Source organism: Ferruginibacter sp. (assembly GCF_028288465.1).
GTDB lineage: Bacteria > Bacteroidota > Bacteroidia > Chitinophagales > Chitinophagaceae > Ferruginibacter.
The window spans coordinates 132,878-158,053 of sequence record NZ_JAQBNR010000016.1; the positions used below are offsets into that span (position 1 = coordinate 132,878).

At 39.9% G+C, this 25,176-nt stretch carries 22 protein-coding genes and 1 tRNA gene; 12 read left to right on the forward strand and 11 right to left on the reverse strand.

What is annotated here, in order from left to right:
- Positions 1 to 26 precede the first annotated feature (26 nt).
- Positions 27 to 689, reverse strand: a complete 663-nt coding sequence (locus JWR61_RS07500; protein ID WP_301927270.1) for a helix-turn-helix domain-containing protein — start codon at positions 687 to 689, stop codon at positions 27 to 29.
- A 33-nt stretch (positions 690 to 722) separates the two neighbouring features.
- Between JWR61_RS07500 and JWR61_RS07505 the strand changes: the two genes are divergently transcribed.
- Positions 723 to 938 (forward strand): DUF3871 family protein, encoded by a 216-nt coding sequence (locus JWR61_RS07505; protein WP_301927271.1) that lies wholly within the window; start codon positions 723 to 725, stop codon positions 936 to 938.
- Between the two features lie 14 nt (positions 939 to 952).
- Here the strand turns inward: JWR61_RS07505 and JWR61_RS07510 are convergent, their stop codons facing one another.
- From JWR61_RS07510 to JWR61_RS07520, 3 genes are all read right to left on the reverse strand, one after another.
- Complete coding sequence (locus JWR61_RS07510) at positions 953 to 1,111, reverse strand: hypothetical protein (RefSeq protein ID WP_301927230.1); 159 nt, start codon at positions 1,109 to 1,111, stop codon at positions 953 to 955.
- A 192-nt stretch (positions 1,112 to 1,303) separates the two neighbouring features.
- Positions 1,304 to 2,158, reverse strand: coding sequence for a DUF1566 domain-containing protein (locus tag JWR61_RS07515; protein WP_301927231.1), 855 nt, complete (start codon positions 2,156 to 2,158; stop codon positions 1,304 to 1,306).
- Between the two features lie 366 nt (positions 2,159 to 2,524).
- Entirely contained in the window at positions 2,525 to 4,795 is a 2,271-nt protein-coding gene (locus JWR61_RS07520) for a choice-of-anchor tandem repeat GloVer-containing protein (RefSeq protein ID WP_301927232.1), read from the reverse strand.
- Positions 4,796 to 5,151: 356 nt separating this feature from the next.
- On the opposite strand from JWR61_RS07520, the gene JWR61_RS07525 reads away from it, so the two are divergent.
- A complete protein-coding gene (locus tag JWR61_RS07525) occupies positions 5,152 to 5,589 on the forward strand; it encodes a JAB domain-containing protein (protein WP_301927233.1) in 438 nt (145 codons plus the stop codon).
- Positions 5,590 to 5,831: 242 nt separating this feature from the next.
- Here the strand turns inward: JWR61_RS07525 and JWR61_RS07530 are convergent, their stop codons facing one another.
- Both JWR61_RS07530 and JWR61_RS07535 read right to left on the reverse strand, forming a co-directional pair.
- Positions 5,832 to 6,869 (reverse strand): site-specific integrase, encoded by a 1,038-nt coding sequence (locus JWR61_RS07530; RefSeq protein WP_301927234.1) that lies wholly within the window; start codon positions 6,867 to 6,869, stop codon positions 5,832 to 5,834.
- 453 nt (positions 6,870 to 7,322) lie between these two features.
- Positions 7,323 to 7,396 (reverse strand) — tRNA-Asp (locus JWR61_RS07535).
- A 178-nt stretch (positions 7,397 to 7,574) separates the two neighbouring features.
- On the opposite strand from JWR61_RS07535, the gene JWR61_RS07540 reads away from it, so the two are divergent.
- The 7 genes from JWR61_RS07540 to JWR61_RS07570 all read left to right on the forward strand — a co-directional run bounded on the left by JWR61_RS07540 (position 7,575) and on the right by JWR61_RS07570 (position 18,801).
- Entirely contained in the window at positions 7,575 to 8,567 is a 993-nt protein-coding gene (locus tag JWR61_RS07540) for an acetyl-CoA carboxylase carboxyltransferase subunit alpha (protein ID WP_301927235.1), read from the forward strand.
- Positions 8,568 to 8,714: 147 nt separating this feature from the next.
- Positions 8,715 to 10,448 carry a GMC oxidoreductase gene (locus JWR61_RS07545; protein WP_301927236.1) on the forward strand — a complete coding sequence of 578 codons (1,734 nt, stop codon included), beginning with the start codon at positions 8,715 to 8,717 and terminating at the stop codon, positions 10,446 to 10,448.
- A 179-nt stretch (positions 10,449 to 10,627) separates the two neighbouring features.
- A complete protein-coding gene (locus JWR61_RS07550; protein WP_301927237.1) occupies positions 10,628 to 12,358 on the forward strand; it encodes a GMC oxidoreductase in 1,731 nt (576 codons plus the stop codon).
- A gap of 161 nt (positions 12,359 to 12,519) precedes the next feature.
- Positions 12,520 to 13,482, forward strand: coding sequence for a Gfo/Idh/MocA family protein (locus JWR61_RS07555; RefSeq protein WP_290335269.1), 963 nt, complete (start codon positions 12,520 to 12,522; stop codon positions 13,480 to 13,482).
- A 38-nt stretch (positions 13,483 to 13,520) separates the two neighbouring features.
- A complete protein-coding gene (locus tag JWR61_RS07560; RefSeq protein WP_301927238.1) occupies positions 13,521 to 14,918 on the forward strand; it encodes a sugar transferase in 1,398 nt (465 codons plus the stop codon).
- A 140-nt stretch (positions 14,919 to 15,058) separates the two neighbouring features.
- Complete coding sequence (locus tag JWR61_RS07565) at positions 15,059 to 17,908, forward strand: M1 family metallopeptidase (RefSeq protein WP_301927239.1); 2,850 nt, start codon at positions 15,059 to 15,061, stop codon at positions 17,906 to 17,908.
- A 2-nt stretch (positions 17,909 to 17,910) separates the two neighbouring features.
- Positions 17,911 to 18,801, forward strand: a complete 891-nt coding sequence (locus JWR61_RS07570; RefSeq protein ID WP_301927240.1) for a GNAT family N-acetyltransferase — start codon at positions 17,911 to 17,913, stop codon at positions 18,799 to 18,801.
- A gap of 20 nt (positions 18,802 to 18,821) precedes the next feature.
- Here JWR61_RS07570 and JWR61_RS07575 read toward each other — a convergent pair whose 3' ends face one another.
- Complete coding sequence (locus JWR61_RS07575; RefSeq protein WP_301927242.1) at positions 18,822 to 19,487, reverse strand: 2-C-methyl-D-erythritol 4-phosphate cytidylyltransferase; 666 nt, start codon at positions 19,485 to 19,487, stop codon at positions 18,822 to 18,824.
- 55 nt (positions 19,488 to 19,542) lie between these two features.
- Between JWR61_RS07575 and JWR61_RS07580 the strand changes: the two genes are divergently transcribed.
- Both JWR61_RS07580 and JWR61_RS07585 read left to right on the forward strand, forming a co-directional pair.
- Positions 19,543 to 20,109: a DUF4230 domain-containing protein gene (locus JWR61_RS07580; RefSeq protein WP_301927243.1), complete on the forward strand. Its 567-nt coding sequence runs from the start codon at positions 19,543 to 19,545 to the stop codon at positions 20,107 to 20,109.
- On the forward strand, positions 20,110 to 20,739 hold the full coding sequence (locus JWR61_RS07585; protein ID WP_301927244.1) for a DUF4230 domain-containing protein: 630 nt from the start codon (positions 20,110 to 20,112) through the stop codon (positions 20,737 to 20,739). It begins immediately after the preceding gene.
- Positions 20,740 to 20,885: 146 nt separating this feature from the next.
- Here the strand turns inward: JWR61_RS07585 and JWR61_RS07590 are convergent, their stop codons facing one another.
- From JWR61_RS07590 to JWR61_RS07605, 4 genes are all read right to left on the reverse strand, one after another.
- A complete protein-coding gene (locus JWR61_RS07590; protein WP_301927245.1) occupies positions 20,886 to 21,920 on the reverse strand; it encodes a glycosyltransferase family 9 protein in 1,035 nt (344 codons plus the stop codon).
- Positions 21,920 to 22,531 carry a DUF4254 domain-containing protein gene (locus JWR61_RS07595; RefSeq protein ID WP_301927246.1) on the reverse strand — a complete coding sequence of 204 codons (612 nt, stop codon included), beginning with the start codon at positions 22,529 to 22,531 and terminating at the stop codon, positions 21,920 to 21,922. Before JWR61_RS07595 ends, JWR61_RS07590 begins: the two co-directional genes overlap by 1 nt.
- 10 nt (positions 22,532 to 22,541) lie before the next feature.
- Positions 22,542 to 24,008, reverse strand: coding sequence for an APC family permease (locus JWR61_RS07600; RefSeq protein WP_301927247.1), 1,467 nt, complete (start codon positions 24,006 to 24,008; stop codon positions 22,542 to 22,544).
- Positions 24,009 to 24,086: 78 nt separating this feature from the next.
- Complete coding sequence (locus JWR61_RS07605) at positions 24,087 to 24,707, reverse strand: OmpH family outer membrane protein (RefSeq protein ID WP_301927248.1); 621 nt, start codon at positions 24,705 to 24,707, stop codon at positions 24,087 to 24,089.
- A 156-nt stretch (positions 24,708 to 24,863) separates the two neighbouring features.
- On the opposite strand from JWR61_RS07605, the gene JWR61_RS07610 reads away from it, so the two are divergent.
- The gene (locus JWR61_RS07610; RefSeq protein ID WP_301927249.1) at positions 24,864 to 25,106 is read left to right on the forward strand and encodes a hypothetical protein; all 243 of its coding nucleotides are present in this window, start codon (positions 24,864 to 24,866) and stop codon (positions 25,104 to 25,106) included.
- Positions 25,107 to 25,176 lie beyond the last annotated feature (70 nt).

A 25,176-nucleotide genomic window follows, 5' to 3' on the forward strand; every position in this document is an offset into this window, starting at 1 on the left:
AGGACGATACCGCAGTTATGCAGGACTTATTTAAAGCTTTGTCGGAACGCTTCAGGCGAATGGTCTATATGCTTTTTAAAGAAGCGAATAAAATAAGAGGTGTCTTCAAACCCTAGTTGGTCAGCAATATCTTTTACCTGGTTTGGAGTTGCTAATAAATATCTCTTAGCTTCCAGGATAATGTGTTCATTGATCATATCTGAAGCCGTTTTACCAATAGATGATTTTACGATTTCATTTAGCTGGTAGGAAGAGAGGTTCATCAAATCAGTGTATTGGGCAACCTGCTTATGAGTGGCAATATGGTTTTCCAGTAATTCTAAGTATTCTTCAAAGCGCTCATGTGTATAGGAATTAGCAGCTGTTTGTATTCCCCTGGGATTGGAACTTTGTCTTCCAAATTCAATAAAGAAAATGTCAAGGCTCGATTTTATAACATCCCGGTATCCTTCATCTTTGCAAGTGTATTCATCCAGCATAGAGGACAGAATGTTTTGCAGTTTATTAAACCTGCTTATTTCCAATTCGCAATAATTTTTATTGCTTGCTTTTCTTAAGCGCTGGATTGAAAGCTTGTCTTTAGGGTGATAAAATTCAGCATTGAACTCAACTAAATATCCCGTGCAACATGCTTTCAATCCCAACTGGTGCACCTGGCCGGGGCGTATAAAAAAAACTGAATTATCCATCACATCGTAGGCTGTAAAGTCTATTTCATGCTAATGTCAACCGTTGTGAAAGACTTTTACAAAGACAAGAGCTTTTGCAGGGATAATGACGGGAACATCAACCTCTGGAAACTGCATAATCTGTTCACTGGCGCCAATAAGAGTAGCTATATTGATAGCTTTCTGGAACGCTCCGTTGGTGCACATAATTTCGTTGAACAGATACGGTCCGGGCTTGAAGGAAGAAGCAGCAATTGGTATTTAAACTAAGAGAAAACAAACTTCTAAATCATTAATATAGACCCTCCAGAATCGATATACATGAACGCCGGATCAATGATGGTGATCAACCCGGCAGGTAAAATACTCCAGCTGTTTGTTCCCATACCAGCAGTATGTAAATATGCTGTTAAAGGAATACCTGTTGGTACCACCGTTTTCATTGAAAGAATTATTTTGCACAAAGAACACAAAATGTGCTACCGGATAACCGGGAACTGGTATGTGTACTGGTGCTTTACTATTTTGCGGCAATAACGACAACAACAGCTTCACTAATAAACTGGTGGAGCTTTTTCATTTTTTAACAACCCGAAATGCCGGGTTAGGATTTTGCGGGTTCAATTGAAAAATAATTAAAAAGACCTAATAGCCCGAACAGCGTATCCGTAGTACCTATAGTCCGGTAGTTGTTGACCACCGTCAAAATTCTGTAAATATGCAGCCCTTAAATCCGCTTGTGATGATGACCAATATTTCGTTACAAAGAGATTTGGCAAAGCTGGCAATAATAATGTACTATAAAAGCCGCTAACAACCGATCTATTTAAAAACAACAAATTTAATTCATCTTGACTCGGTAAATACCAATCTGTATACCCGCCACCATTATACGCTCTTGCTAACCCAGCTGCATAGCTTGTGGATGGTTGCCCCAGAGATTTTATGATTGCATTAGTATTTGATAACCCTGTTCCAATTGAATTTTCTGTTTCTGGTACTATAAGTGGGCAGACTTTGGGAGGATCTTGATTAGCAGGGTCAGAAATAGTATCATAAGGACACTCACTCCAATTAGTAGCTATCGTACTTTGATCTGAAGTAGCAGCAATTAAACCATGTATTTCACCAACCTTATATCCTGGGTCGCTTGGTTGTAAAATATAAAAAACAATACCACCTTGAAATGCCGATCCAATTGCTAAAGGTGGTGCTACAGGTCCTCCTGTTAGATTTACCCATTTTGAACTGTTATTCAGATATTCTGGTTCACCGTCTCCACAATCTGTACAATAAATCATCAAGCCCTGCGCAGGATGCTCAATTGAATCTCTTTGTGCAGCTGTCATTCTTGGTGGTAAAAATCCCTTGCTAGTTGAACTCAGATCCAACTGCGCTGATGTGTTAGGTGTCGCTGTTCCGATACCAACCTGTGCCCGGGTTACACTAAACATGAGGAAAACTGCAACAAATAACGTGATACTTTTCATTTTTTTAGTTTTTGTTTGTCACCAATCAGAAAGAAAATACCTGCAGCTACAAAGGATTTTGAGTAACAAACTAATATAAAAGTACTATTGAATCAAATGATGGTTGTCAGAGATTATCTTGATGTTCATCATTGCACGTTGTTGTCCAAAAAAGTTATCGCAGTTTTGCTATTTTAAAATATGAAGTACCCTGAAATGCCAGTAAGCATCTTACATTAATTTGGATCAGAATGAATAGACGGGAATTTTATCCGTGCTAACTATTCAAAATGGGGGAGCTTTTTTATTCTCGATATTTTAATGAAATTAAAAGCGTTGGTGAAACAAATTCCCTGCATTGGCACAGAAAGGATTTGTAAATATTTCTTATTGTTTTATCACCTTTATTGTTTTGCGCTGATCTCCCTGGGTTATTTGAACCATATAAACGCCAGGTCTTAAATCCTCGCCAAACCGAAAAGTGTTATTTTTTACTGTATTTAATTTTAACATTAACCTTCCATTCAAATCAAGTAGAAAAGCTTCCACTTTTTTGGCGTTGGTTGAGGTGACTTGTATTGTAAAATAATGGTTGCTTGGGTTGGGCAGTATTTTACAATCAAAATGATGGTGAAGACCGTCGTCTCCGCCATTACCATTTTTATCATGCAGTACCACCACTTTGGTTTTTTCTGTGGAAGTATTACCGGAAGCATCGGTGCTGGTGATGGTAATGGTATAAATCCTTCCATTCCCGCGGCCTGATCTTTCTGCACGTAATTGTAGATGATGATTGTCAAGTATTATCCAGTCCGGTGATGCATCGCCATTTTCTGTGCAGTCCGCTGGTTCATTACTGGTAACTGAAAGCGAACTGTTGATAGCTCCGCAATCACTCCATGCGTTGTAATTAACCGTTACATTTTTCATCTGATGGTTCGGCGGCCATAGTATTGCGGGTGTTACACAAACGTTTGAAATATGTGGCGTTCCGGACAAGCATTTACCTGCGATATAAAATGAAGAAAAAGAGTGGATGCTTGCAGAGAAAACATAATCTGCCCCCCAGATAGCGGCATTAGTTTCAACAGCATTTTTTAAAACTGAAATTTGACTTTGACAACCTTTGTCACTTTGATAAATGCCTAAATCGTTTATACTGTTAATACCAGATGACTGACCATTTGAATTATCTGCGTTTTTTAAAGCTGAATATTCTGTAGCCTTAATGTATAAACGTATGTCTACAGGAGATGTTGGTTGTGTCTGGCATGTTATAGATATATTCCTGTCAAGGTATAACTTTTGGGATTCATCTTGTCTTACAGTTGCATTGTTAATGAAGATAGATGTACTAACAACACCAAGATTATTACCATTAGCTTTTATCTCGGCTACTGCATTTCCCTGTTCATCTACGATAGGCACCCATTGATTATTATTATTTTGATCAATCGCTATTGATGGTACAGTAATGCAACTACCTGGAAGCCCTTTAGTAACAGGAGCTGCGGCGAGTGTAAGGTCATTGTTCTGTGGAGATGCACCGTTGACGCCATTAAAATCGTCCTTTTTAGTATATACATTGGTAACCGGATCCCACTCAAAGAACGCTCCGAGATTATTAGTACCCCCGGCTTTCATCATCCCATAAAATTTACTGCCACTCATTGTTAAACTTCCGGCAGGGGAATATTCAGTTGAATTAGCATTATCAAAGCCTGCTTTGTTTTCATATTCTCTCGTAACCGGATCCCATGCATAAATTGTACCACCAGAAAAATCACCCGCACTTGTGGATACGCCATACAGATGATCATCATGGAATTTTAAACTACCAATTGAAAAAACATAGTAACCGATAAAATTATTGTCAGTATAAAGGTTTGTTAATGGGTCCCACGTACAAATACTATTTGTATGACCTCTCACTATATCTGTCGCCACTGAGTAGAATTTACCATTGTTTAATAATAAGGGTGTACCCTGTGGCCTGGTTTGAGCAAAGATTGGTGGTTGGTATTGATAATTGAAATCTATCTTTTTAAGATAGCTATTTGTTACGGGATCCCACTCAAAAATAACACCGCCGTGTAAGGATCCTCCCTGATTTGCTGCACTATAGAATTTTCCGTCTTTGAGCGTCATACGACCACCCAACTCATAGCTATAACCGGTGGTATCACTTAGGTCCATCATTTTCGTGAGTGTATTCGTCAAAGGATTCCATTCAAAAATAACTCCCTTGTTATAAAGTCCGCCGGCTAAGGTGGTACCATAAAATATGTTGTTGTACAAACTTAAACCAGCATGTGGATTAGCGCCATTTAACCCATTAAAATCTGCCTTTCTCGTGTATGTATTTTTCTCCGGGTTCCATTCAAATATAACTCCCTTGTTATTTTTACCCCCCGATAGGGTTGATCCATATAATTTTCCATTCCATTCGGTCAACACTGACCTGGGTTCTGCCCCCTGCGTGCTATCACTGAAATCATATACGGGTTTTAAATGATTGCCGTTACCGTCTGTGTAAAAAAGTACACCCTTATTAAGAGAACCGCCCTTCGACGTCGTTCCCCAAATTTTGTAAATTCCTTGTGAGTGCAGAAATAAAAAACATAATAGGTAAATAGTAACCATTGCAATCTTTTTCATAAAGTGAATTTATAGTTTAAAAATGTTGCAGTAATAAAGGGAGAACTGTGTGGAGTAAAAAAAGCACAACAAAAAAAGTGAACTTACTTAGTTTTAAAAATGATGGGTATCAGTCTATTTCTTGATTACCATCATTTCGGCAATAAACACACTTGATGCAATTTCAATCCAGTTAAATTTCGTTGTCGTCGAGGTTTAATACCATGTGGTCCTTCAATGAAATCCGTACATATAAAAAAAACAAAAAACACTTAACGGTCCCTGGTGCAACAATGCATCAGGAATTATTTTTAACCACTGTCCGGTTGTCCGTTTTATTATAAGAACGGACGCCGGACATTTTAATTTATAGAATCATGGTAAAAGAAAATACAAAAGTCGCTGAGATCAGCGTCAGTTATCGTCCGGCAGTTGCGAACAAACCAATTGTCATCAGCTCCCTCCATGCATACCTTATATTTAAACCGTTTTTTGATGATAGTCCCATCAATTTGCAGGAATCGTTTATGGTAATGTACATGAACGGGATGAGCCGCATTTTAGGCGTCTATCCAATGTACATCGGTGAAATGACAGGTACCGTTGCTGATATAAGATTGATCTTTTCTGTGGCGCTTACAATATCTTTCACAAGTGTCCTGCAGGCACATAATCACCCATCTGGTAACATGAAATCGTCAAAAGGAGATATTGATTTGACAAAGCGAATTAAGGATGCGGGAAAGCTACTGGATATAAAGCTGCTGGACCATTTGATAATATCGCCAGCGGATCGAGAACATCAATTGTTATAACTGACCCATCTGATTGGTGAACTCCTTTTCTAATGATTGAAAAATTGCTTCTACCTGTAATTATTCGGTTGAATTCCATCTGCGATAATAAGTGTGCAAAAACATTTGCAAACAGGTCTGGTAAAGAAAAGGCAAGCTGTATTAAAAAACCAACATCATTTCTTCTGTATTGAAATCACGTGAATTAGCAATATTTTAGTTTGGGTGGAAAGTTTTTAAATGACCTGCTATATCCTAGTAAATCATGAATCAACTTTTAACTTCTTTTTTTTTTCAGCAAATTTATTTCTCAAGACTTGCATATCATTACTTACCCGTCTGTCAAGTATCTTCGCATAAAGTTGCGTCACCTTTATACTTTTATGCCCAAGCATCTGGCTAACCGTATCAATGGGTACTCCATTACTCAAGGTGACTGTAGTTGCAAAGGTGTGCCGGGCAATATGAAAAGTGAGGTGTTTATTAATACCACAGATGTCAGCCACTTCTTTTAAATAGGCATTCAATTTTACGTTGCTGGGAACTGGTAGCAACGAATCCTTATTGATACATTGAGGGTGCGTTTTATATCTGTCCAAAATGTCAAGTACTGCAGGCAGCAATGGCACACGGGTTGGTGAATCTGTTTTCTTTCTTTTAGTGAATAACCATTTTTCTCCATCCATACCAATGCCTATATCGGCACGTTTTAGTCTTTGTGCATCAATATATGCAAGACCAGTATAGCAACTAAAAATAAAAATGTCCCTTACCTGGTTTAAACGATCATTGCCAAAGTCTTTTGTTATAACTGTCTGTATTTCTTCTTGTGTGAGAAATTGGCGAATAACCTCCTTTTTACTCATTTTAAAACCAAAGAAGGGATCTTTCGCCAGCCACCCATTCTTAATGCAAACACCCACAATCTTTTTCAGATTGCTCAAATATTTGATCGTTGTATTGTGGTTACACTTTTGTTTGCTTTTCAGGTAAAATTCAAATTCTGTGAGAAAATTATAGGTCAGCTTTTGTACTTCAATATCTTTCAATTGATATTTCCACTCCAGGAACGCTTTGGTATGATCATAAGTCGTTTTGTATTTGCCATGGGTTGCTTTGGAACAGTCAATTCCGATCAATTCAAACATCTGATCATTGTGTTTTTTAAACACTTCCAGCAAAGTGAAAACCTTCTCTTTAATGCCGAACCATTTTATTCGAAAGTTATTAGCATCCACAGGCAGGCCTTCCATAACGATCTCTATTTGGTAAGAATACACCCTTTGTTTTAGCGCATCCAAAAAGCTGTTGATTGATTTTGCTTCTTCGGTATTGCCTTTTGCATAGCCCGTATCAACAGACCATTTTTCCGGGCTTATATACCGCTGTGTTGTCTGTTCAAATCTTACTCAGTTGATGGTAACTCTTAAGTAAATAGGAACCAATCCGTCTTTGTTTTTTTTAGATGTTTTGCTGTAAAAAAGAATACTCAGTTTCGTGTCCATAATTTCCTCCTTTTCTTTTAGTTAAAAATAAATTTTAAAAGCCTTTAAAACAAGATGTCCATTCAATGGACTGCTCGCCTGTACTGCATTTCATTGAAATTCGGTTACCCGGTGAATGGAAAAATGCGGGTAACCGAATTTGCCTCAGAAATTTGAGCTTATTTGATACTTTTTGAGAAGGTGGAAAAACAAAAAAGCCCGCAACCATTGAGTTTGCGAGCGTTTGAAGTATTTGAGTAAGTAACTCTGCGGACTGGACGGGACTCGAACCCGCGACCTCCGCCGTGACAGGGCGGCATTCTAACCAACTGAACTACCAATCCGTTTCCCTTTTTACAGCAACAAAATTCATTTAAAAATCCTGCTTTGTTTTTCGGGATTGCAAAGATATGTTTTTCAATTTCCTGAGCCAAAACTTTTATTAAAAATTTTGAAGACTTATTTTTGCAACGCTGATTTATTATTTTTCACTGCTTACACACAAAGCTGTAAATTGCTCTTATGCCTGAATTTAAAAAACGACAATTCCTTGATTTTGAAAAGCCAATCAAGGACTTATACGACCAGATAGAACAGATAAAAGTATCCGCTGAAAAAAACAAGACTGATGTAAGCGGATATGTACAAACACTGGAACAAAAAATCAATGATACTAAACGCGATCTGACCGCCAATCTTACTCCATGGCAAAAAGTGCAACTCAGCAGGCACCCCGACAGACCGTATACTTTAAAGTACATTGATAAAATGACGGAAAATTTTATTGAACTGCATGGCGACAGAAATGTGAAAGATGATAAAGCCATGGTGGGCGGTTTTGCCCAGCTGGATGGAGAAACCGTTATGTTTATAGGGCAGCAAAAAGGAATCAACACCAAAATGCGTCAGCTGCGGAATTTTGGTATGGCCAACCCGGAAGGCTATAGAAAAGCCCTGCGGTTAATGCGCCTGGCCGAGAAGTTTAATAAACCTATTGTTACCTTAATTGATACACCGGGCGCATACCCCGGAATGGAAGCTGAAGAACGTGGACAGGGCGAAGCCATTGCCCGCAACATTTACGAAATGATGCGGTTGAAGGTACCGGTGATTTGCGTAATTATTGGTGAAGGCGCCAGTGGTGGTGCGCTAGGCATAGGTGTTGGTGACAGGATTTTGATGTTAGAGAACAGCTGGTACACTGTAATATCGCCGGAAAACTGCAGTTCCATTTTATGGCGTAGCTGGGATAAAAAAGAAATAGCAGCTGAACAATTGCGTTTAACCGGTCCGGATATGATGCGGTTTGGCCTGGTGGATGGCGTGGTGCCAGAGCCCGCCGGTGGCAGTCACTGGGATTATGATGAGGCAGGCCGGATTTTAAAAGAACATTTGATACCAATTATAAAAGAATTGAAACAGATACCTGCTGAAAAACGTTGTGCTGACCGCATTGTAAAATTTGGAAAAATGGGCTTCTGGAATGAGTTGCCCGCGGAAGCTGCCGGTGTTTAATAATCCCAGTTTTTTATTTTTTCTGTGTAGATATTAAAACACCCGCTACGCTTTGATAAAAGTTGCCCGTTGCTGTTTTAGTACAAGAGTGCGACGCCAATACAGCTTAATTGAAATACATAAGTTGGGTACATAAAAATATTAACGATGCCTGGTGATTCTTCAAAAGTGAATATTAACAGTGGCGGTGCTGAAAAAAATACCTACGATGCCATTGTGATCGGCAGCGGCATCAGTGGCGGCTGGGCGGCAAAAGAGTTGTGTGAAAAAGGATTGAAAACACTGGTGCTTGAAAGAGGCCGTAATGTGGAACACAACAAGGATTATCCTACTGCTACCAAAGACCCATGGGAATTAAAACACCGCGGCAGAATTACCAAGGAAACACATGAACAAAATCCACTGATAACAAAGGCGGCTGGTTATGGCGAAGACAACCAGCATTTTTTTGTAAATGATAAAGACCATCCTTACGTGCAGGAAAAACCTTTTGACTGGATAAGGGGTTACCAGGTGGGCGGCAAATCGCTTACATGGGGAAGGGCTACGCAGCGCTGGAGCGATTTTGAATTTACCGGCCCGCAGCGGTTTGGTTATGGATGGGACTGGCCGATTCGATACGCTGATGTAGCTCCCTGGTATAGCCATGTTGAAAAATTTATTGGTATTTGTGGTAATAAGGATGGCATTGAATCTATGCCCGATGGAGAGTTTTTACCGCCCTTTGATTTGAATGTGGTGGAGCAGCATTTGAAAGATAGTTTCTTAAAAAATTATGGCAACCGCTACCTGGTACATGCACGATGGGCGCACTTAACAAAGCCCAATCAAATACATCTAGACCAGGGACGTGCGCAATGCCAGGCAAGAAATTTATGCATGCGTGGTTGTCCGTTTGGCGGTTATTTCAGCAGCAACTCTTCTACCCTTCCATGGGCTGCCAAAACAGGTAATCTTACCATCAGGCCTTTCTCGGTTGTGCACTCCATTATTTACGATGATAAGCTGCAAAAAGCAAGCGGCGTAAGGGTTATAGACTCCGTTACAAAAGAAACAACAGAGTACTTTGCTAAAATAATTTTTGTAAACGGCTCTGCATTAAACAGCAATTTAATTCTGCTGAATTCAACCTCTGCAAGGTTTCCTAACGGACTTGGAAATGACAGTGGCATTTTAGGAAAATATGTTTGCTTTCACAACTACCGTGGCTGGATGAGTGGCCACATTGATGGCTTTGAAGACAAGTATGTATACGGCCGAAATCCAACAGATACCATAATTGCGAACTATAGAAATTTACATAAAATAGATACTGACTTTGTGGGTGGCTTTACCACCTTCGCCGGCGCCTACCGTGAAAGAGGTGATGGCGACCGTTGCCCTGAACAAATCGGGGCAGCTTACAAAGAGGCGATGACGGAAGCAGGTCCGTGGCATGTATATGCGTATGTGCAGGGCGAAACCATTCCGAAAGCAATCAACCATGTTCGCTTAAGTGCTGATAAAAAAGACCAGTGGGGAATTCCATTGCTGGTTACCTCTGTTGGATATGATGACAATGATGAAAGATTATTGAAAGATTTTTTTACGCAGACAGAAGAAATGCTTACCGGCGCCGGCGTAAAAAATATTACGCACAGCGACAGCAAACAGGCGCCGGGACTGGATATTCACGAGATGGGCGGTTGCAGGATGGGGAACGATCCCAACAATTCGATGCTGGACAAATGGAATGCGTTGCACCATTGTAAAAATGTTTTTGTAACAGACGGCGCCTGCATGACAAGTACAGGCAATCAAAGCCCGTCGATATTATACATGACATTAACAGCAAGGGCTGCCAACCATGCGGTGGAAGAATTGAAGAAAGGAAACCTTTAAAGAGTTATGAGTTATAGTGATAAGTTATGAGTTACAAAGTCATAGATTAAAAGTGATCAGCTATAGGGATCAGATTGACAGGCTCTTTTTGAATTTTTCTTTTTGAATTTTTACTTATTTCTGTATTGCTGATTCGAAAAAATTGTTAATTCTTAATTATTAATTTTTAATTACAAACTATGCCGGGCGATTCAACACAAATCAACATCAATTCAGGCGGTACTGCCAAAAACACTTTTGATGCCATCGTAATAGGTTCGGGAATAAGTGGTGGATGGGCTGCGAAAGAACTATGTGAAAAAGGATTAAAAACGCTTGTACTGGAAAGAGGTAAAAATGTAGTGCATTTAAAAGACTACCCTACCGCTACCAAAGATCCATGGGATTTTACACATCGTTTACGCATGCCGCTGAAAGTGGAAAAAGAAAACCCCATAGTAAGCAGGTGCTATGCACTGAGTGAAGCGACTGAACATTTTTTTGTAAAAGATAAACAACATCCTTACGTACAGGAAAAGCCATTCGACTGGATTCGTGGCTACCAGGTTGGAGGAAAATCTTTGTTGTGGGCAAGGGCTACGCAGCGCTGGAGCAAATACGATTTTGAAGGGCCGGGAAGGGATGGATTTGCAGTAGAATGGCCGATTACATATGATGAACTGGCGCCATGGTACAGTCATGTAGAAAAGTTTGCAGGCATCAGCGGCAATATGGATGGACTGGACACAATGCCGGACGGTGAATTTTTACCGCCGTGGGAATTGAACACCGTAGAGAAGGAATTACAACAAAAAATAAACAGCAATTATAAAGACCGCAATGTTATCATTGGCCGTTGTGCGCATTTAACCAAACCCAATCAAATTCATCTTGACCAGGGCAGGCAACAATGCCAGGGCCGAACCATGTGCGATCGTGGTTGTCCCTTTGGAGGTTATTTTAGTTCCAATGCTTCTACCCTGCCGTGGGCTGAGAAGACCGGCAACCTTACCTTGCGGCCTGATTCGGTTGTACATTCAATCATCTATGATGAAAAAAAACAGAAGGCAACGGGTGTACGGGTAATTGATGCACACACCAAAGTTGCTACTGAATATTTTGCCAAAGTGATATTTGTAAATGCAGCCTGTTTAAATTCTAACCTGGTATTATTGAATTCAACTTCAAGTCGCTTTCCGAATGGATTGGGTAACGACAATGGACTACTGGGAAAATATGTTGCCTTTCACAATTACCGTGGCACTTTAACAGCGGATGTGGATGGACACCTGGATCAATATTATTATGGCCGTAAGCCAACAGGTGCCATGATGCCGAATTTTAGAAATGTACACAAACAGGAAATGGATTTCTTGCGTGGCTATATGGTTCATTACAGCGCGGGCAGAAGAACCGGTGATGGCAGTAACAAAGAAGATATTGGCGGCGCTTATAAAGATGCGATGTCTGAACCGGGCGGCTGGGGCGTGTTTATGATGATGCAGGGGGAAACGATTCCGAAAGAATCTAATCATCTGCGCTTAAGCAAAGATGAAAAAGATGAATGGGGCATCCCGTTGCTGGTAACCTCAGTTGCTTATGATGATAATGACGAAAAATTATTAAAAGATTTTTTAGAGCAGGGACAGGAAATGCTTACCAAAGCAGGTTGTAAAAATATCCGCACCAACGACAGCAAACAGGCGCCGGGATTGGATATACATGAAATGGGTGGTGTAAGGATGGGTAAAGATCCGGCCACTTCCTTGTTAGATAAAAACAATGCCATGCACCATTGTAAAAACGTTTTTGTTACCGATGGCGCCAGCATGGTTTCAACCAGTACACAAAACCCATCGTTGACTTTTATGGCTTTAACAGCAAGAGCGGCTAATTATGCGGTGGACGAGTTAAAGAAAGGAAACCTTTAGATAGTTATAAGTTATAGGTGGTAAGTGATAAGTTGATTTTAGCGAGGTGGAGTATGTGTACGACAGCTTTGTTAGTGTGGGCATGTGATGTGAACAGCGTAACAAACTTAATAACTGCACATTAAACGATACAATGGTATCTTTGAACAAAGAATATTGATATGCTTAAAGTGGGTGTTTTAGGAGTTGGCCATCTCGGAAAGTTTCATTTAAATAACTGGCTGGAAATAGAAGGCGCAACACTTGTTGGTTTTTTTGACCCCAATGATGAAATAGCCAACGCGGTTATTGAAAAATACAAGTTAGTAAGATTTGATAATGCGGAAGAATTGATGGACGCCTGTGATGCCGTTGACATTGTAGCACCTACTATCACCCATTTTAATTTGTGCAAAGCAGCTATTACCAAAGGCAAGCATGTGTTTGTTGAAAAACCTTTGGCCAACACAATGGATGAGGCAAGGCAACTCGTAAAACTTACCAAAGAAGCCAATATAAAATTCCAGGTGGGGCATGTGGAACGATTTAACCCTGCTTTTTTAGCATTGAAAAATCGCAGGCTGGAACCCATGTTTATTGAAGTGCATCGCCTGGCACAATTTAATCCCCGGGGTACAGATGTTAGTGTGATACTGGATTTGATGATACACGACATCGACATTATTTTAAGCCTTGTAAAAAGCAATGTAAAATCAATCAATGCCAATGGTGTTGCTGTAATGAGTGACACGCCGGATATTGCCAACGTACGCATAGAGTTCGATAATGGATGTGTTGCCAACCTTACCAGCAGCCGTATCTCCATGAAAAAAATGCGGAAGATGCGCCTGTTTCAAAAAGATGCCTATATTGGTATTGATTTTTTAGAAAAGAAAACAGAAATTATTAAGCTCAGTGCACCGGACGACACCAATGTATTTACGTTTGATATTGAAACCAACAATGGTAAAAAAACGATTGCCATTGCCAACCCGGTTATTGAAGAGGGCAATGCCATAAAGATGGAACTGCAGGCATTTTACCAGGCCATTGTACAAAATACAGATACACCGGTAAATGTAGTAGATGGTTTCAGAGCAATGGATGTGGCCCACCAGATACTGGATAAAATTGGCGGCGTATAGACTTTCATTTTTTTCCATAAGATAATTCACGCTGCATTTTGAAGCAACCCAGGATAAATAGTACCTTATATATACTCAGCGATGCAGGTATCGCCATACTTACATGGCTTTGCTTCTATTTTCTTAGAACCGTTATTTACCACTATCCTTTTACACTACCTGCCGGGTTTTATCTCGGACTGCTTTTATACACCACTGGTTGGTTAAGTCTGCATTTTTTAAGCGGCGCATATGAAGATATCTATCACAAATCAAAATTGTCTGAGGTTTTAAGAACAATTGTTGTAAGCCTGATTGGGGCTCTTGTGCTGCTTTTTATCTTTATATTAAAAAATCCCCAGCAAAATAATTTTAATTATTACGCTGAATTTTACAGCCTGTTGATTCCGATACTTTTCCTTACCATTGTTTCAAGACTCTTATTTTTAAGAGCCGTTAATTTGCAGCTAAAAAAGAATAAAGTATTTTTTAATGTGCTGCTTATTGGAACCAGTAAAAATGCTGTTCGTTTTTTTAATACGTTTACTACTACCAATTCTCACTCAGGGTATTTAATAACAAGCTTTTTAAATATTAATGGTAATGCAGGCATTGACTTACCTGCCTCAGTCTATAAATACAATCAGCTGTCTGCCATTGACGATATTATTGCCGGCGATGCCATTGAAGAAGTTATTATTACTGTTGAAAAAAACGAGCGGGATCTGCTCGCTGACATTTTAAGACTGCTGAGTGATAAAGATGTCAATATTAAAATCACACCTGATGCCGTTGATATCATAAGTGGTGCTGTGCAGGCAACCAACGTAATGGGGATACCATTAATTGATGTACATAGTGGTATATTGCCATCCTGGCAAAAAAATATCAAACGCCTGATGGATATTTCGATCGCACTTACGGGACTGGTAATACTCTTTCCATTATTATTATACGCCGCCGTCAGAACACTCTTTTCATCTGCAGGATCGGTCATTTTTTTTCAGCAAAGAATGGGTTATAAGGGAAAACCTTTCACTATTTACAAGTTCAGGAGCATGAATAAAAATGCGGAAGAAGATGGGCCGATGTTAAGCAGTGCCAATGATCAGCGTATTACAAGGTGGGGGAAAATAATGCGCAAATGGCGCTTGGATGAACTACCTCAACTAATCAATATTATAAAGGGAGAAATGAGCCTGGTGGGCCCCCGCCCCGAAAGAAAATTTTATATTGACCAGATTGTGGCTAAACATCCTGAATATAAATACCTGCTGAAAGTAAAACCCGGCTTAACAAGTTGGGGTATGGTAAAGTTTGGCTATGCTTCAACCGTTGACGAAATGATTGAACGCATGCCCTATGACATTATGTATATAGAGAACGTATCCATCATCTTAGATTTGAAAATTATGCTGCACAGCATTCGCATTATTTTATCCGGAAAAGGAAAATAACTGCATGAGGCTTTGTCCTGAAAACATCTGTAATCAAAGTACAACAAAAGTCCTTGGCGCCCGTTGTATCCGTTGTTCACTTGGTGTGAAACCCGTCAGTGCGAAACATTTTTATTATTTTTGGATAAACCCCAACTGTCTTGAAAAAAACAATCCTGTTAATGGTTCTTTTTAGTTTTTGTTTTTCAGCAATATTTTGTCAAACTAACTATTGGCAGCAGCAGGTAAATTATACAATCGATGTTACTTTAAATGACACTGCCCATACACTGGATGGGTATGTAAAAATGGATTATTCTAACAACTCGCCTGATACACTTTTTTTCATCTGGATACACGCCTGGCCCAATGCGTATAAAAACGATCGAACGGCCTTTAGCGATCAGTTGCTGCATAATGGACGAACCGATTTTTATTTTAGCAATGAAGATAAACGCGGCTACATTAACCGGCTTGATTTTAAGGTGAACGGACAACTGGCACCGTTACAGGATCATCCGGAGCACCAGGATATTTTTAAACTACTGTTGCCGCAACCACTTACACCACATAGCACGGCGAAAATTGAAACGCCTTTTCATGTCAAACTGCCTTACAATTTTTCACGTGGAGGCCATGTTGGGCAGACTTATCAAATAACTCAATGGTATCCCAAACCGGCGGTGTATGACCGTAAGGGTTGGCATACGATGCCGTACCTTGATCAGGGTGAATTTTACAGCGAGTTTGGAAATTATGAAGTACAAATAACTTTACCTGCCAATTATGTAGTGGCCGCTACTGGCGAACTAGTCAGTGAGACCACATCACCCGTTGGTTTAAAAACTAAATTTGTACAACAGGTAATTACCACTCCAAAGCATCCTCCGTTTCTTAAAAAAAAGAAGGCTCCAGACAATTCCATTCTATCTGCAACCAATACCAAAACCCTTGTTTACAAACAAGCCAATGTGCATGACTTTGCCTGGTTTGCTGACAAATCTTTTATTGTAAAAAAAGACAGTTTGCAGTTGCCGTCGGGAAGAGTCATCCAGGTGGCAACATATTACCAGCCCGGGCAAGCAGACATTTGGAAAAATAGTTTGCAGTATATCAAACAAGCAGTTATTACAAGAAGTAGTTTTTTGGGTGAATACCCTTACAGCACAGTTACAGCGGTTGAAGCGGAAATGGGTTTTGACGGCGGTATGGAATATCCAACTATTACTTCCATTTCGCCCGTCAAAAGCAGCGCAGCACTGGAAAGCGTACTGGAACACGAAGTGGGCCACAACTGGAATTATGGTATCCTGGCGACGAACGAAAGAATGCATCCATGGATGGATGAAGGTATCAATACCTATTACGACAACCGCTATTACAGCGCTGGTAAAAACATTGTTCCCCAAAATGAAGATGCAAGAAACAGGAGATATTTGGAAAGCAAGATGCCGGCAGACCATGACCAGTTTATAGCAGCAAATTTATATGATTCAAAAAAAGACCAGCCCATTGAAACTGAATCACAGAATTTTAATGAACCCAATTATAATACCATCGCTTACTATAAAACAGGCAAGTGGATGGAGATGCTGGAAGAGCATTTAGGCAGGGCAATATTTGACAGTTGTATGCATACCTATTACCAGCGCTGGCAATTTAAACATCCTTATCCCGAAGACTTGCAAAAAGTATTTGAAGCAGTGAGCGGCAAGGATTTGGAGGCCGACTTTAACCTGCTCAATAAAAAAGGACAGCTTCCGCAAAAAGCAGTAAAAAGAGATATCAAATTTACATCCCTATTTAGTTTCAACAATACGGATAAGCATCACTACATTTTTGTTGCACCGGCTATTGGCGCCAATATTTATGACAAGCTGATGATGGGTATTTTGATACATAATTATACTTTGCCTGCAGAAAAATTTCAATTTTTTTTAGCTCCCATGTACGCAACCGGAAGCCGTCAGTTGAATGGGCTTGGGCGAATCAGTTATCATTGGTACAATGGCAGTAATGGTGCCAATACAGCAATATCCTTCTCCGGCGAGACATTTAGCAATGATTCTTTCACAGACTCTGCCGGCAACAAAAAAACATTTCGCTTCAGCAAACTGGTGCCTTCTGTAAAATATACTTTTGGCAGAAAAAATGCTTTGAATACAACCATCAAATTTATTCAATGGAAAACATTTATTATTAAAGAACAGGGCCTTCTTTTTACAAAAGATACTGTTCACCAACAAAACATAATTACCTATCCGACAGCCAGCCGTTATCTGAATCAACTTCGTTTTGTGCTGGCAAACAGCAGGGTGCTATATCCATATAACACCGAATTACTTACGGAACAGGGCGAAGGTTTTTTAAGGCTGGCATTTACAGGTAACTATTATTTTAACTATGCAAAGGAAGGTGGCTTAAACCTACGCCTATTTGCAGGCAAGTTTATTTACCTGGGTGATAAGACTTATTTAAAACAATTTGAAACAGATGCCTACCATTTGAACATGAGTGGACCAAAAGGATATGAAGACTATACATACAGCAATTACTTTGCGGGTCGACACGAATTCAACGGGTGGGCATCACAACAAATAATGAACCGCGATGGCTTTTTTAAAGTAAGGACCGATTTGCTGAGTAGCAAAGTTGGTAAAACAGACAACTGGCTGATGGCAGCCAACTTTACAACCGACATACCTAAAGCGATCAATATTTTACAGTTGTTGCCGGTAAAAATTCCGTTAAAAGCCTTCGTGGATGTGGGCACTTACGCAGAATCATGGCAAAAAAATGCTGCAACAGGCCGTTTTATTTATGATGCCGGCCTGCAATTATCTTTCTTTAAAGATGTAGTACAGGTGTATGTTCCGCTGCTGTACAGTAAGGTATACAGGGATTATTTTAAATCAACGATACCTGAAAAGCGATTCTTAAAAAATATCTCTTTCAGCATCGACATACAAAACTTCAGCCTTAAGAAAGTTGTTCCTCAAATTGCATTTTAACTGTGCCTGTTCAATACATTCCATATCAGCAAATCAATAAACAAAAATGGGATGCCTGTATCGAGTCAGCCTGTAACAGCCTGGTATATGCCCGTTCGTTTTACCTGGATGCCATGGCCAAACACTGGGATGCGCTTGTACTAAATGATTATGAAGCTGTAATGCCATTGACCTGGAATAAAAAATATGGCATCGCTTATTTGTACCAGCCGCCGTTTACACAACAACTAGGTATTTTCGCCCCGGCAAACACCGATGACATACTGCATCAATTATTTATTACCGGAGCAAAACAACGATTCCGGTTTGCTGAAATATTTGTCAATTTTTCTGTCGGTACAGCCCAGGTGAATTTTATTTTACCGCTTCAACAGCCATACGAAATAACACGGCAGCAATACAAAAATGATTTACTCAAAAATTTGAAACACGCGGCTAAATTCCATCTCAGCTATGTTTCGTCACACGATATACAAGAGGCTATACAGCTTTACCAGCTTCACTACGCACAAAGAATGCCGCATGTGCATCAGCATGATTATGCACGTTTTTCGGTGCTTTGCCAGTCTGCAAAACAAAAAGGGTTGTTATTGATACGAAAGGTTATAAATGACGATGGCGCTACGATCGCTGTTGGACTGCTGTTGAAGGACAAGCAACGTTTGTACAATCTCATGTCAACTGTTACAAAAGAGGGCAGGCAATGCGAAGCCAATCATTTTTTATTTGATCAATTGATAAAGGAATTCAGCGGGCAGGATTTTGTGCTGGATTTTGAAGGTTCTTCCATCCCCGGCATAGCCGGCTTTTACCAAAAATTCGGAGCTGTTAATGAACCTTATTTCTTTCTGCGATACAATCATTTGCCCTGGCCGCTGAAGTATTTGAAATAGCAACAACCTGCCGGGAAAGATTATTCAGCCAATAGTGTTTCGGCTATTACAAGGTCAATTGGCCGGGTAATTTTGATATTGTCTTCTTCGCCTTCTACCAGGTATACTTTTAAACCAAAAGCTTCTACAACGGTTGCCTCGTCTGTAAATTTATCTTTGTAGTCAATTTTAAAAGCAGGTAATAAAATTTTACTGTGAAAGGTTTGCGGTGTTTGCACGAGTTTTACCCTGTTGCGGTCAAAAGCTTCGTTGTCATCTTCTTTTATAAGGCGGATGCTATCTTTGCATTCTGTCACTGGCACTGCAGAACCAAATTCAAGGGCCGCCTCGTAACAATCCTTGATCAGCTTTTTTGTGAGCAGGCATCTTACGCCATCATGTACAAACACCATGCATTCATCAGTTATCAAAGCAAGCCCATTTTGTACAGAATGAAACCTGGTGCGTCCGCCCGCTGTAATCTGAATTCTTTTATAATCAAAAAATGCATCTATGATTTCCTGGCCTGCCGCAATATGCTCTTCCGGCAGTACCAAAATTATTTCAAGATCTTTGTAACTATCTAAAAAGGTCCTGAGTGTATAATACAAAACGGGTTTACCCTTAACAAGCAAAAACTGTTTGGGGATTGTATTGTTCATTCTTGTGCCGCTACCGCCGGCCACTATTACTGCTACTTTTTTCATTACTACAAAATTATAATTTTTCGGGTACAATAAATATTAGTAATTATTTTGCACCATGTTTTTTTGTAGATACAGTCCCCTTTTGCTGTTGGTTCTTTTTTTTTCAGCCTGCAATAAAAAAGAACAACAATTACAGCAGGTAATGGCGTTGCAACAAATGAGCGATCTTGCTACGGTGGAGTATGTTGTTACTAAAATTATTAAAGCCAGCGATAATAAAACCTGGTATAAAATAGGCGACAGAAAAATATTGATGAGTTGCAAAGCCACGCTGACAGCAGGTATTGATCTTTCTTCCATTAAAAGAGAAAATATAAACATTGAGGGGAAAAATATTACACTTATACTACCGCACTCTAAAATGATGGCCGTAAATATCAAACCGGAAGACATTGTGGAGGAATATGAATCCATTGACGTTTTACGGCAACCTTTTACGGGAAAAGAAAGAAACGCCCTTGCTATACAGGCCGAAAACCAGGTAAAAGCCAGTATTGCCGAACTGGGCATTTTACAAACCGCCGAAACAAATGCAGCCCTGTTTGTCAACAGCTTTTTACACCATCTGGGATATGAAAAAATAGTGATTCAATTTGGTAACGTCCTCAATACAAAAAATTAAATGCGTAAAACCATTACCAGGTACCTATGGCTAATAGTGCTTTTACTGGCAACGGTGCTGCTATTGCAACAAATAAAATGGTTACCCTCTTTCAAAGATGTATTTACAAGTCAGCCACTTGAAATTGACAATACGCCCCTGGTAATAAAGGAAGTAAATGCGCTGGCGCAGTTGATTACCATCACGGCCTATAATGAAGTGGTAATTGAACAGACCATAAAGGGAGTGCCTGTTTTTTCCGGTCCGTTGGTACCCTCCTTACCGGGCATAAAATTCCCTGATAAAAAAATAATACTGATTGGAAAAGGAAAAGTACTGGCAGGCGTAGAGTTATCCAAACTTTCAGATAAAGATATATTTGTAAAGGGCGATTCAGTGGCAATACATCTGCCCAAGGCCCTGCTGTTACAGGTTATTCTCAATCCGTCGGATTTTGAAACGTTTGAAGAAACCGGTACCTGGACAGATGATGAAGTAAGAGCTGTAAAACAAAAACTAAAAGACAAACTAATCATCACAGTGCTTAGACAAAACATCATTCAAAAGGCGGGAGATAAAGCAAAATTGATTATGGAAAATTTTTTACAGAATTCCGGGTTTAAAAAAGTAACAGTTACCGTTGGAAATTGATTTATGTGCCTGGTTTTTCATAGCTGACACCTGATTTCTGTCGAAACTAAAATACGGTTAGACACTAATAGCTTATTTCTTGTAACCTTGCAGCACTTAAATTTATCCGTCATTCAGGATGCAGCACCAAATCAGATATCAAAAAATCATACGTCAGACATCCGTATTATTTTTTCAAGTATCATTTCGCGTGCAATCATATTCATACAGGCGTGGTCGCCGCGATAACACGGCTTGTTGCCAAATACGGAACACGGCCTGCAGTATAAATCCGCCTGCACTATATTTTCAGGCAATAAACCCCAGCTGGTAAACCCTGCATAGGGGTGAGTAGCGCCCCAAATACTGACTACCGGAACACCAAACAAAGCCGCTAGGTGCATATTGGCAGAATCCATACTGACCATTGTACTTAAATTGCTGATGATAGCAAGTTCTTCTGCAAATGAAAATTTACCAGCTACCGAATGTACATTTTCGATATCATTTTCCCATTGCTGCAAAACAGCTGATTCTTTTTCACCACCGCCAAAAAGCAATACCTTGTTATTTTTAGCCGCAAGTTGTTGGACTACAGTCTGCATTTTTTCAAGCGGGTACATTTTTTCTTTGTGTTGTGCAAAGGGTGCTACTCCAATTATTTTTTTACCTGTTTCAAACATTGCTGCTGCACCGGCAGGAACAGGCCGCACATCAAATACGGGCAATTGTTTTTTTATATCCGCAACAAGACCAAGTTGCCTGAACACTTCTGCATAACGTTCATGGGTGGTTGTGAGCGGACGACTAATTTTATTTTCCTTTCGGGTCAGCGCCTTTTTTTCTGCCCTGCCTTTATCAATGGTAGCAATTTTGTGACTGCCGGAACGGAAGAAGAACTTAAGGATGGAGGAACGTAAAACACTGTGCAAATCGGCGATGGCATTGATTTGAGTAAACTTTTTAAGCTCTTGATACAACCTGAAAATGCCCTTCATCCCCTTGTGTTGCTGCTTTAGGTTGGCAGGATAAAAATGACAACGTTCTATTCCGTGGAAAAGTGGCTGAAAGAATGCATTGGATACAATGGTAATATTTAACTGTGGATTTTGTAACAGGACGGATTGTATTACCGGTACAGTCATTGCAACGTCACCCATTGCTGAAAAACGGATTACCAGTATATGTTGGGATTGCTGCACTACTTGGTTTGCTGTTGGTACAAAACAGGGTTTAATCCGGGATCGTTGTACATTTTCATTTGTTTGTACACTTTCATGTATTTATCGCCACCTGCGATATCTGCAAGCAATGCATCTATGGCAGCCGAAAGGTCTTTTCGTTGCTCCATTAAAATGGCCAGTTTATCCGTGCAGGCTATGATGTGTTCTGCACTGGCATCGCGGCGGTGTACTTCCACATTCATGTGATAAATTTTAAGGGCGAGTATTGACAAACGGTCAATTGCCCAGGCGGGGCTTTCTGTGTTAATGGTGGCAGTTTTTTTGGGCTGAATATCTTTGTACTGGATTAAAAAATAACTGTCGATATATTCTACCATATCTGTCCGCAATTGGTTGGAGGCATCAATTTTTCTTTTTAAAGAAAGACCGTCTACAGGATCAATATCCGGGTTACGAACTATATCTTCCAAATGCCATTGTACGGTATCTATCCAGTTCTTTGTGTACAACAGGTGCTCTAAAGTAGCCGCAGTAAATGGATTTTTAACCTGCGTTTCTACATTATCCTCCACATGATAGTCATTAATACTGCGGTCGAAAATAGTATTGCACAATTCACTTATCATCATTCTAAAAAAATTATCCGTTTACTTTTTTATTTCGCACTGCAATATAATAAATAGGGATGCCAATGAGTACAATTATCAGCCCCGGCCAGGTAAATGCCGGTTTAAACGCAATCAGCAAAATACAAAAAGAGATGGCCATTACAATATAGATGGCCGGCAGTATGGGGTAACCAAAGGCCTTATATGGTCTTTCTGCATCGGGCATCTTTTTTCTTAAGATAAAGATACCTGCAATGGTGAGTGCATAAAACATTACTACCACAAACGAAATCATGTCCAGCAAGTCACCGTACTTGCCGCTTAAACACAGCAGGGCTGCCACCAGGCATTGTATCCACAAGGCAAAACCCGGAACAGCATTTTTATTAAGTGTAGCGGCCTGCTTAAAAAAGAGTCCATCCTTTGCCATTGTATTGTATACTCTCGCCCCCGCCAATATCAATCCATTATTACACCCAAAGGTTGAAATCATGATCATAACTGCAATCACGTAAGTACCAATATTACCCATGATTGCATTACTGGCAGCAACAGCTACCCTGTCTTTATCAGCGTGCGCAATACTATCCATCGGTAAAACTGCCAGGTAAACCAAATTGGCAGAAACATATAATACAGTAACGATCAGTGTGCCTAAAAATAAACTGAGGCCAATATTTTTTTTGGGATTTTTAATTTCGCCGGCAATGAAAGTTACATTGTTCCAGGCATCGCTGCTAAATACCGACCCCACCATGGACGCGGCAATACCGCCCAGTAATGCAGTACCGGTAATAGTTGCAACAGAAAAACCTGCACTGGAGTTACATACATCCAGCAACGAGGTTTTGGTAGCATGCCAGGCATTGGCCCAGTTGGCATGCCATATTGCCGGATTGAAAGCAAGCAGGCCGGCAAGGATCAATCCGAAAAGTGATAATAATTTTGCCGAAGTGAAAATATTTTGAATCCATTTACCTCCTTTTACCCCCTTTGTATTGGTATAAGTTAAAAGCATGATCAGCAGTATTGCTACTATCTGCGCTGCGCTGATGCTGAAAAAAACGGGTGCGTTGCAGGCATCTGTGCCAGTTTGTACCTGGATTATTTTATTGTCTTCGCTTAAGGCTGGAATAAGATAGGCAGCGAATTTAGAAAAAGCTACCCCAACGGCTGCAATGGTGCCTGTTTGGATCACGGCGAAAAAACTCCAGCCGTATAAAAAACCCACCAGCGGGTTATAAGATTCTTTCAGGTACACATACTGACCGCCTGCTTTAGGAAACATAGCACTCAGTTCACCGTAGCTTAATGCTGCTGTAAGCGTCATAAATCCTGTGATAAGCCATACAGCAATAAGCCATCCGGCACTGCCTATATTTCGTGTAATATCTGCACTTACAATAAAAATACCGGACCCTATCATGGAGCCGGCAACAATCATCGTAGCATCAAACAAACTCAGGGTGGGTTTAAACGAAGTTATTTTTTCATCCATAATAAGCTGGTAAAATCTTGTATAATAAAAAATCCCGCTACATTGTAACGGGAATGAAGATATATAAATTGATCGGAATTATTGTTTAACCGTTTCCTTCATTTGCTGGTTTAAACCTTTAATTACATCATTGGTAATATTTAAGGTTGAATCTTTAAAAAATAAATAATCTAATCCGGTACCAGTTGCTAAAATATAACTGTAGTTTTTTGTTTTGTTATATTCTTTCATAAAAGCCCTTACCCGGGTTTGCATATCTTCCATAATTTTAGCTCCTTTTTCTGCCAGTCGCTGACCTTTCACCTGGCGGTTATTTTCAATCTCCTGTTGCTTTTGGCCCAGCTTTGCCTGGAACGCTTCAGCTTCCTGCTGTGTGATGGCATTGCCCTTTTTTAAAAATTCATCTTTTTCTGCTGTCAGAGAGCGGTAAGCATTTTCGTACTCCTGTGCAATGCTTTTTTGTTCGGCCTCCAGTTCTTTCTTACGCACTTTAATAAACGACACATTATTGTTCAGTGAGTCCAGCTCTACATAAGCTACCACCGGAATATTGTCACCGCAGCTGTCTTTAACCCAATAGTTGCTGGTGTGTTTTTCAGCCTCGGTAAGGTTGCCCCTATTGCCTGCAAAATGCAGGTAAAACAGTACCACCACGGCTGCTGTAAGTAAAATGTTTATTGCTAAGGAAAGTTGCTTCATGCGATGGCTTATTTGTGGCAAGTTAACCACAAACTGAGATTTTTCAATAAACAGGTGTGGAGATTTAGGAAAGGGTTAACAGCGGCATACCAATTGATATTTTAACTTTTATCACACTTATTTTCAATACATTTTTAAACCACTCAACTATTTTTTATGCAAAAGATTAAATGGCCCATTGCGATTGTAACCAGCTATCTGATTATTTACCAGTCTGCGTCACTCCTCGGCTTTTCTGACAATACAATCGCCGTAATGTACCTGGCCTCTCCTTTCTTATTACTGTGGATGGTATATAAAATCCTAAAAGATGGTACACCATCAGAACGGACCTTTGACGAATATTTTTATGATGATTATGATTACAAAAGAAATCATAGTGAAGAAACAACCAGCTGACTGTTGGAGGGGTATTATCATCTGATATAGTCCTCTCAATTGCATACTTATGCTGATGCAAGACCTTTTA

Bases quoted from the DNA above. Each gene is read 5' to 3' on its own strand.
- JWR61_RS07500 (WP_301927270.1), bottom strand. From the start codon at position 689: ATGGATAATTCAGTTTTTTTTATACGCCCCGGCCAGGTGCACCAGTTG.
- JWR61_RS07505 (WP_301927271.1), top strand. From the start codon at position 723: ATGTCAACCGTTGTGAAAGACTTTTACAAAGACAAGAGCTTTTGCAGG.
- JWR61_RS07510 (WP_301927230.1), bottom strand. From the start codon at position 1,111: ATGAAAACGGTGGTACCAACAGGTATTCCTTTAACAGCATATTTACAT.
- JWR61_RS07515 (WP_301927231.1), bottom strand. From the start codon at position 2,158: ATGAAAAGTATCACGTTATTTGTTGCAGTTTTCCTCATGTTTAGTGTA.
- JWR61_RS07520 (WP_301927232.1), bottom strand. From the start codon at position 4,795: ATGAAAAAGATTGCAATGGTTACTATTTACCTATTATGTTTTTTATTT.
- JWR61_RS07525 (WP_301927233.1), top strand. From the start codon at position 5,152: ATGGTAAAAGAAAATACAAAAGTCGCTGAGATCAGCGTCAGTTATCGT.
- JWR61_RS07540 (WP_301927235.1), top strand. From the start codon at position 7,575: ATGCCTGAATTTAAAAAACGACAATTCCTTGATTTTGAAAAGCCAATC.
- JWR61_RS07545 (WP_301927236.1), top strand. From the start codon at position 8,715: ATGCCTGGTGATTCTTCAAAAGTGAATATTAACAGTGGCGGTGCTGAA.
- JWR61_RS07550 (WP_301927237.1), top strand. From the start codon at position 10,628: ATGCCGGGCGATTCAACACAAATCAACATCAATTCAGGCGGTACTGCC.
- JWR61_RS07555 (WP_290335269.1), top strand. From the start codon at position 12,520: ATGCTTAAAGTGGGTGTTTTAGGAGTTGGCCATCTCGGAAAGTTTCAT.
- JWR61_RS07575 (WP_301927242.1), bottom strand. From the start codon at position 19,487: ATGAAAAAAGTAGCAGTAATAGTGGCCGGCGGTAGCGGCACAAGAATG.
- JWR61_RS07580 (WP_301927243.1), top strand. From the start codon at position 19,543: ATGTTTTTTTGTAGATACAGTCCCCTTTTGCTGTTGGTTCTTTTTTTT.
- JWR61_RS07585 (WP_301927244.1), top strand. From the start codon at position 20,110: ATGCGTAAAACCATTACCAGGTACCTATGGCTAATAGTGCTTTTACTG.
- JWR61_RS07595 (WP_301927246.1), bottom strand. From the start codon at position 22,531: ATGATGATAAGTGAATTGTGCAATACTATTTTCGACCGCAGTATTAAT.
- JWR61_RS07600 (WP_301927247.1), bottom strand. From the start codon at position 24,008: ATGGATGAAAAAATAACTTCGTTTAAACCCACCCTGAGTTTGTTTGAT.
- JWR61_RS07605 (WP_301927248.1), bottom strand. From the start codon at position 24,707: ATGAAGCAACTTTCCTTAGCAATAAACATTTTACTTACAGCAGCCGTG.
- JWR61_RS07610 (WP_301927249.1), top strand. From the start codon at position 24,864: ATGCAAAAGATTAAATGGCCCATTGCGATTGTAACCAGCTATCTGATT.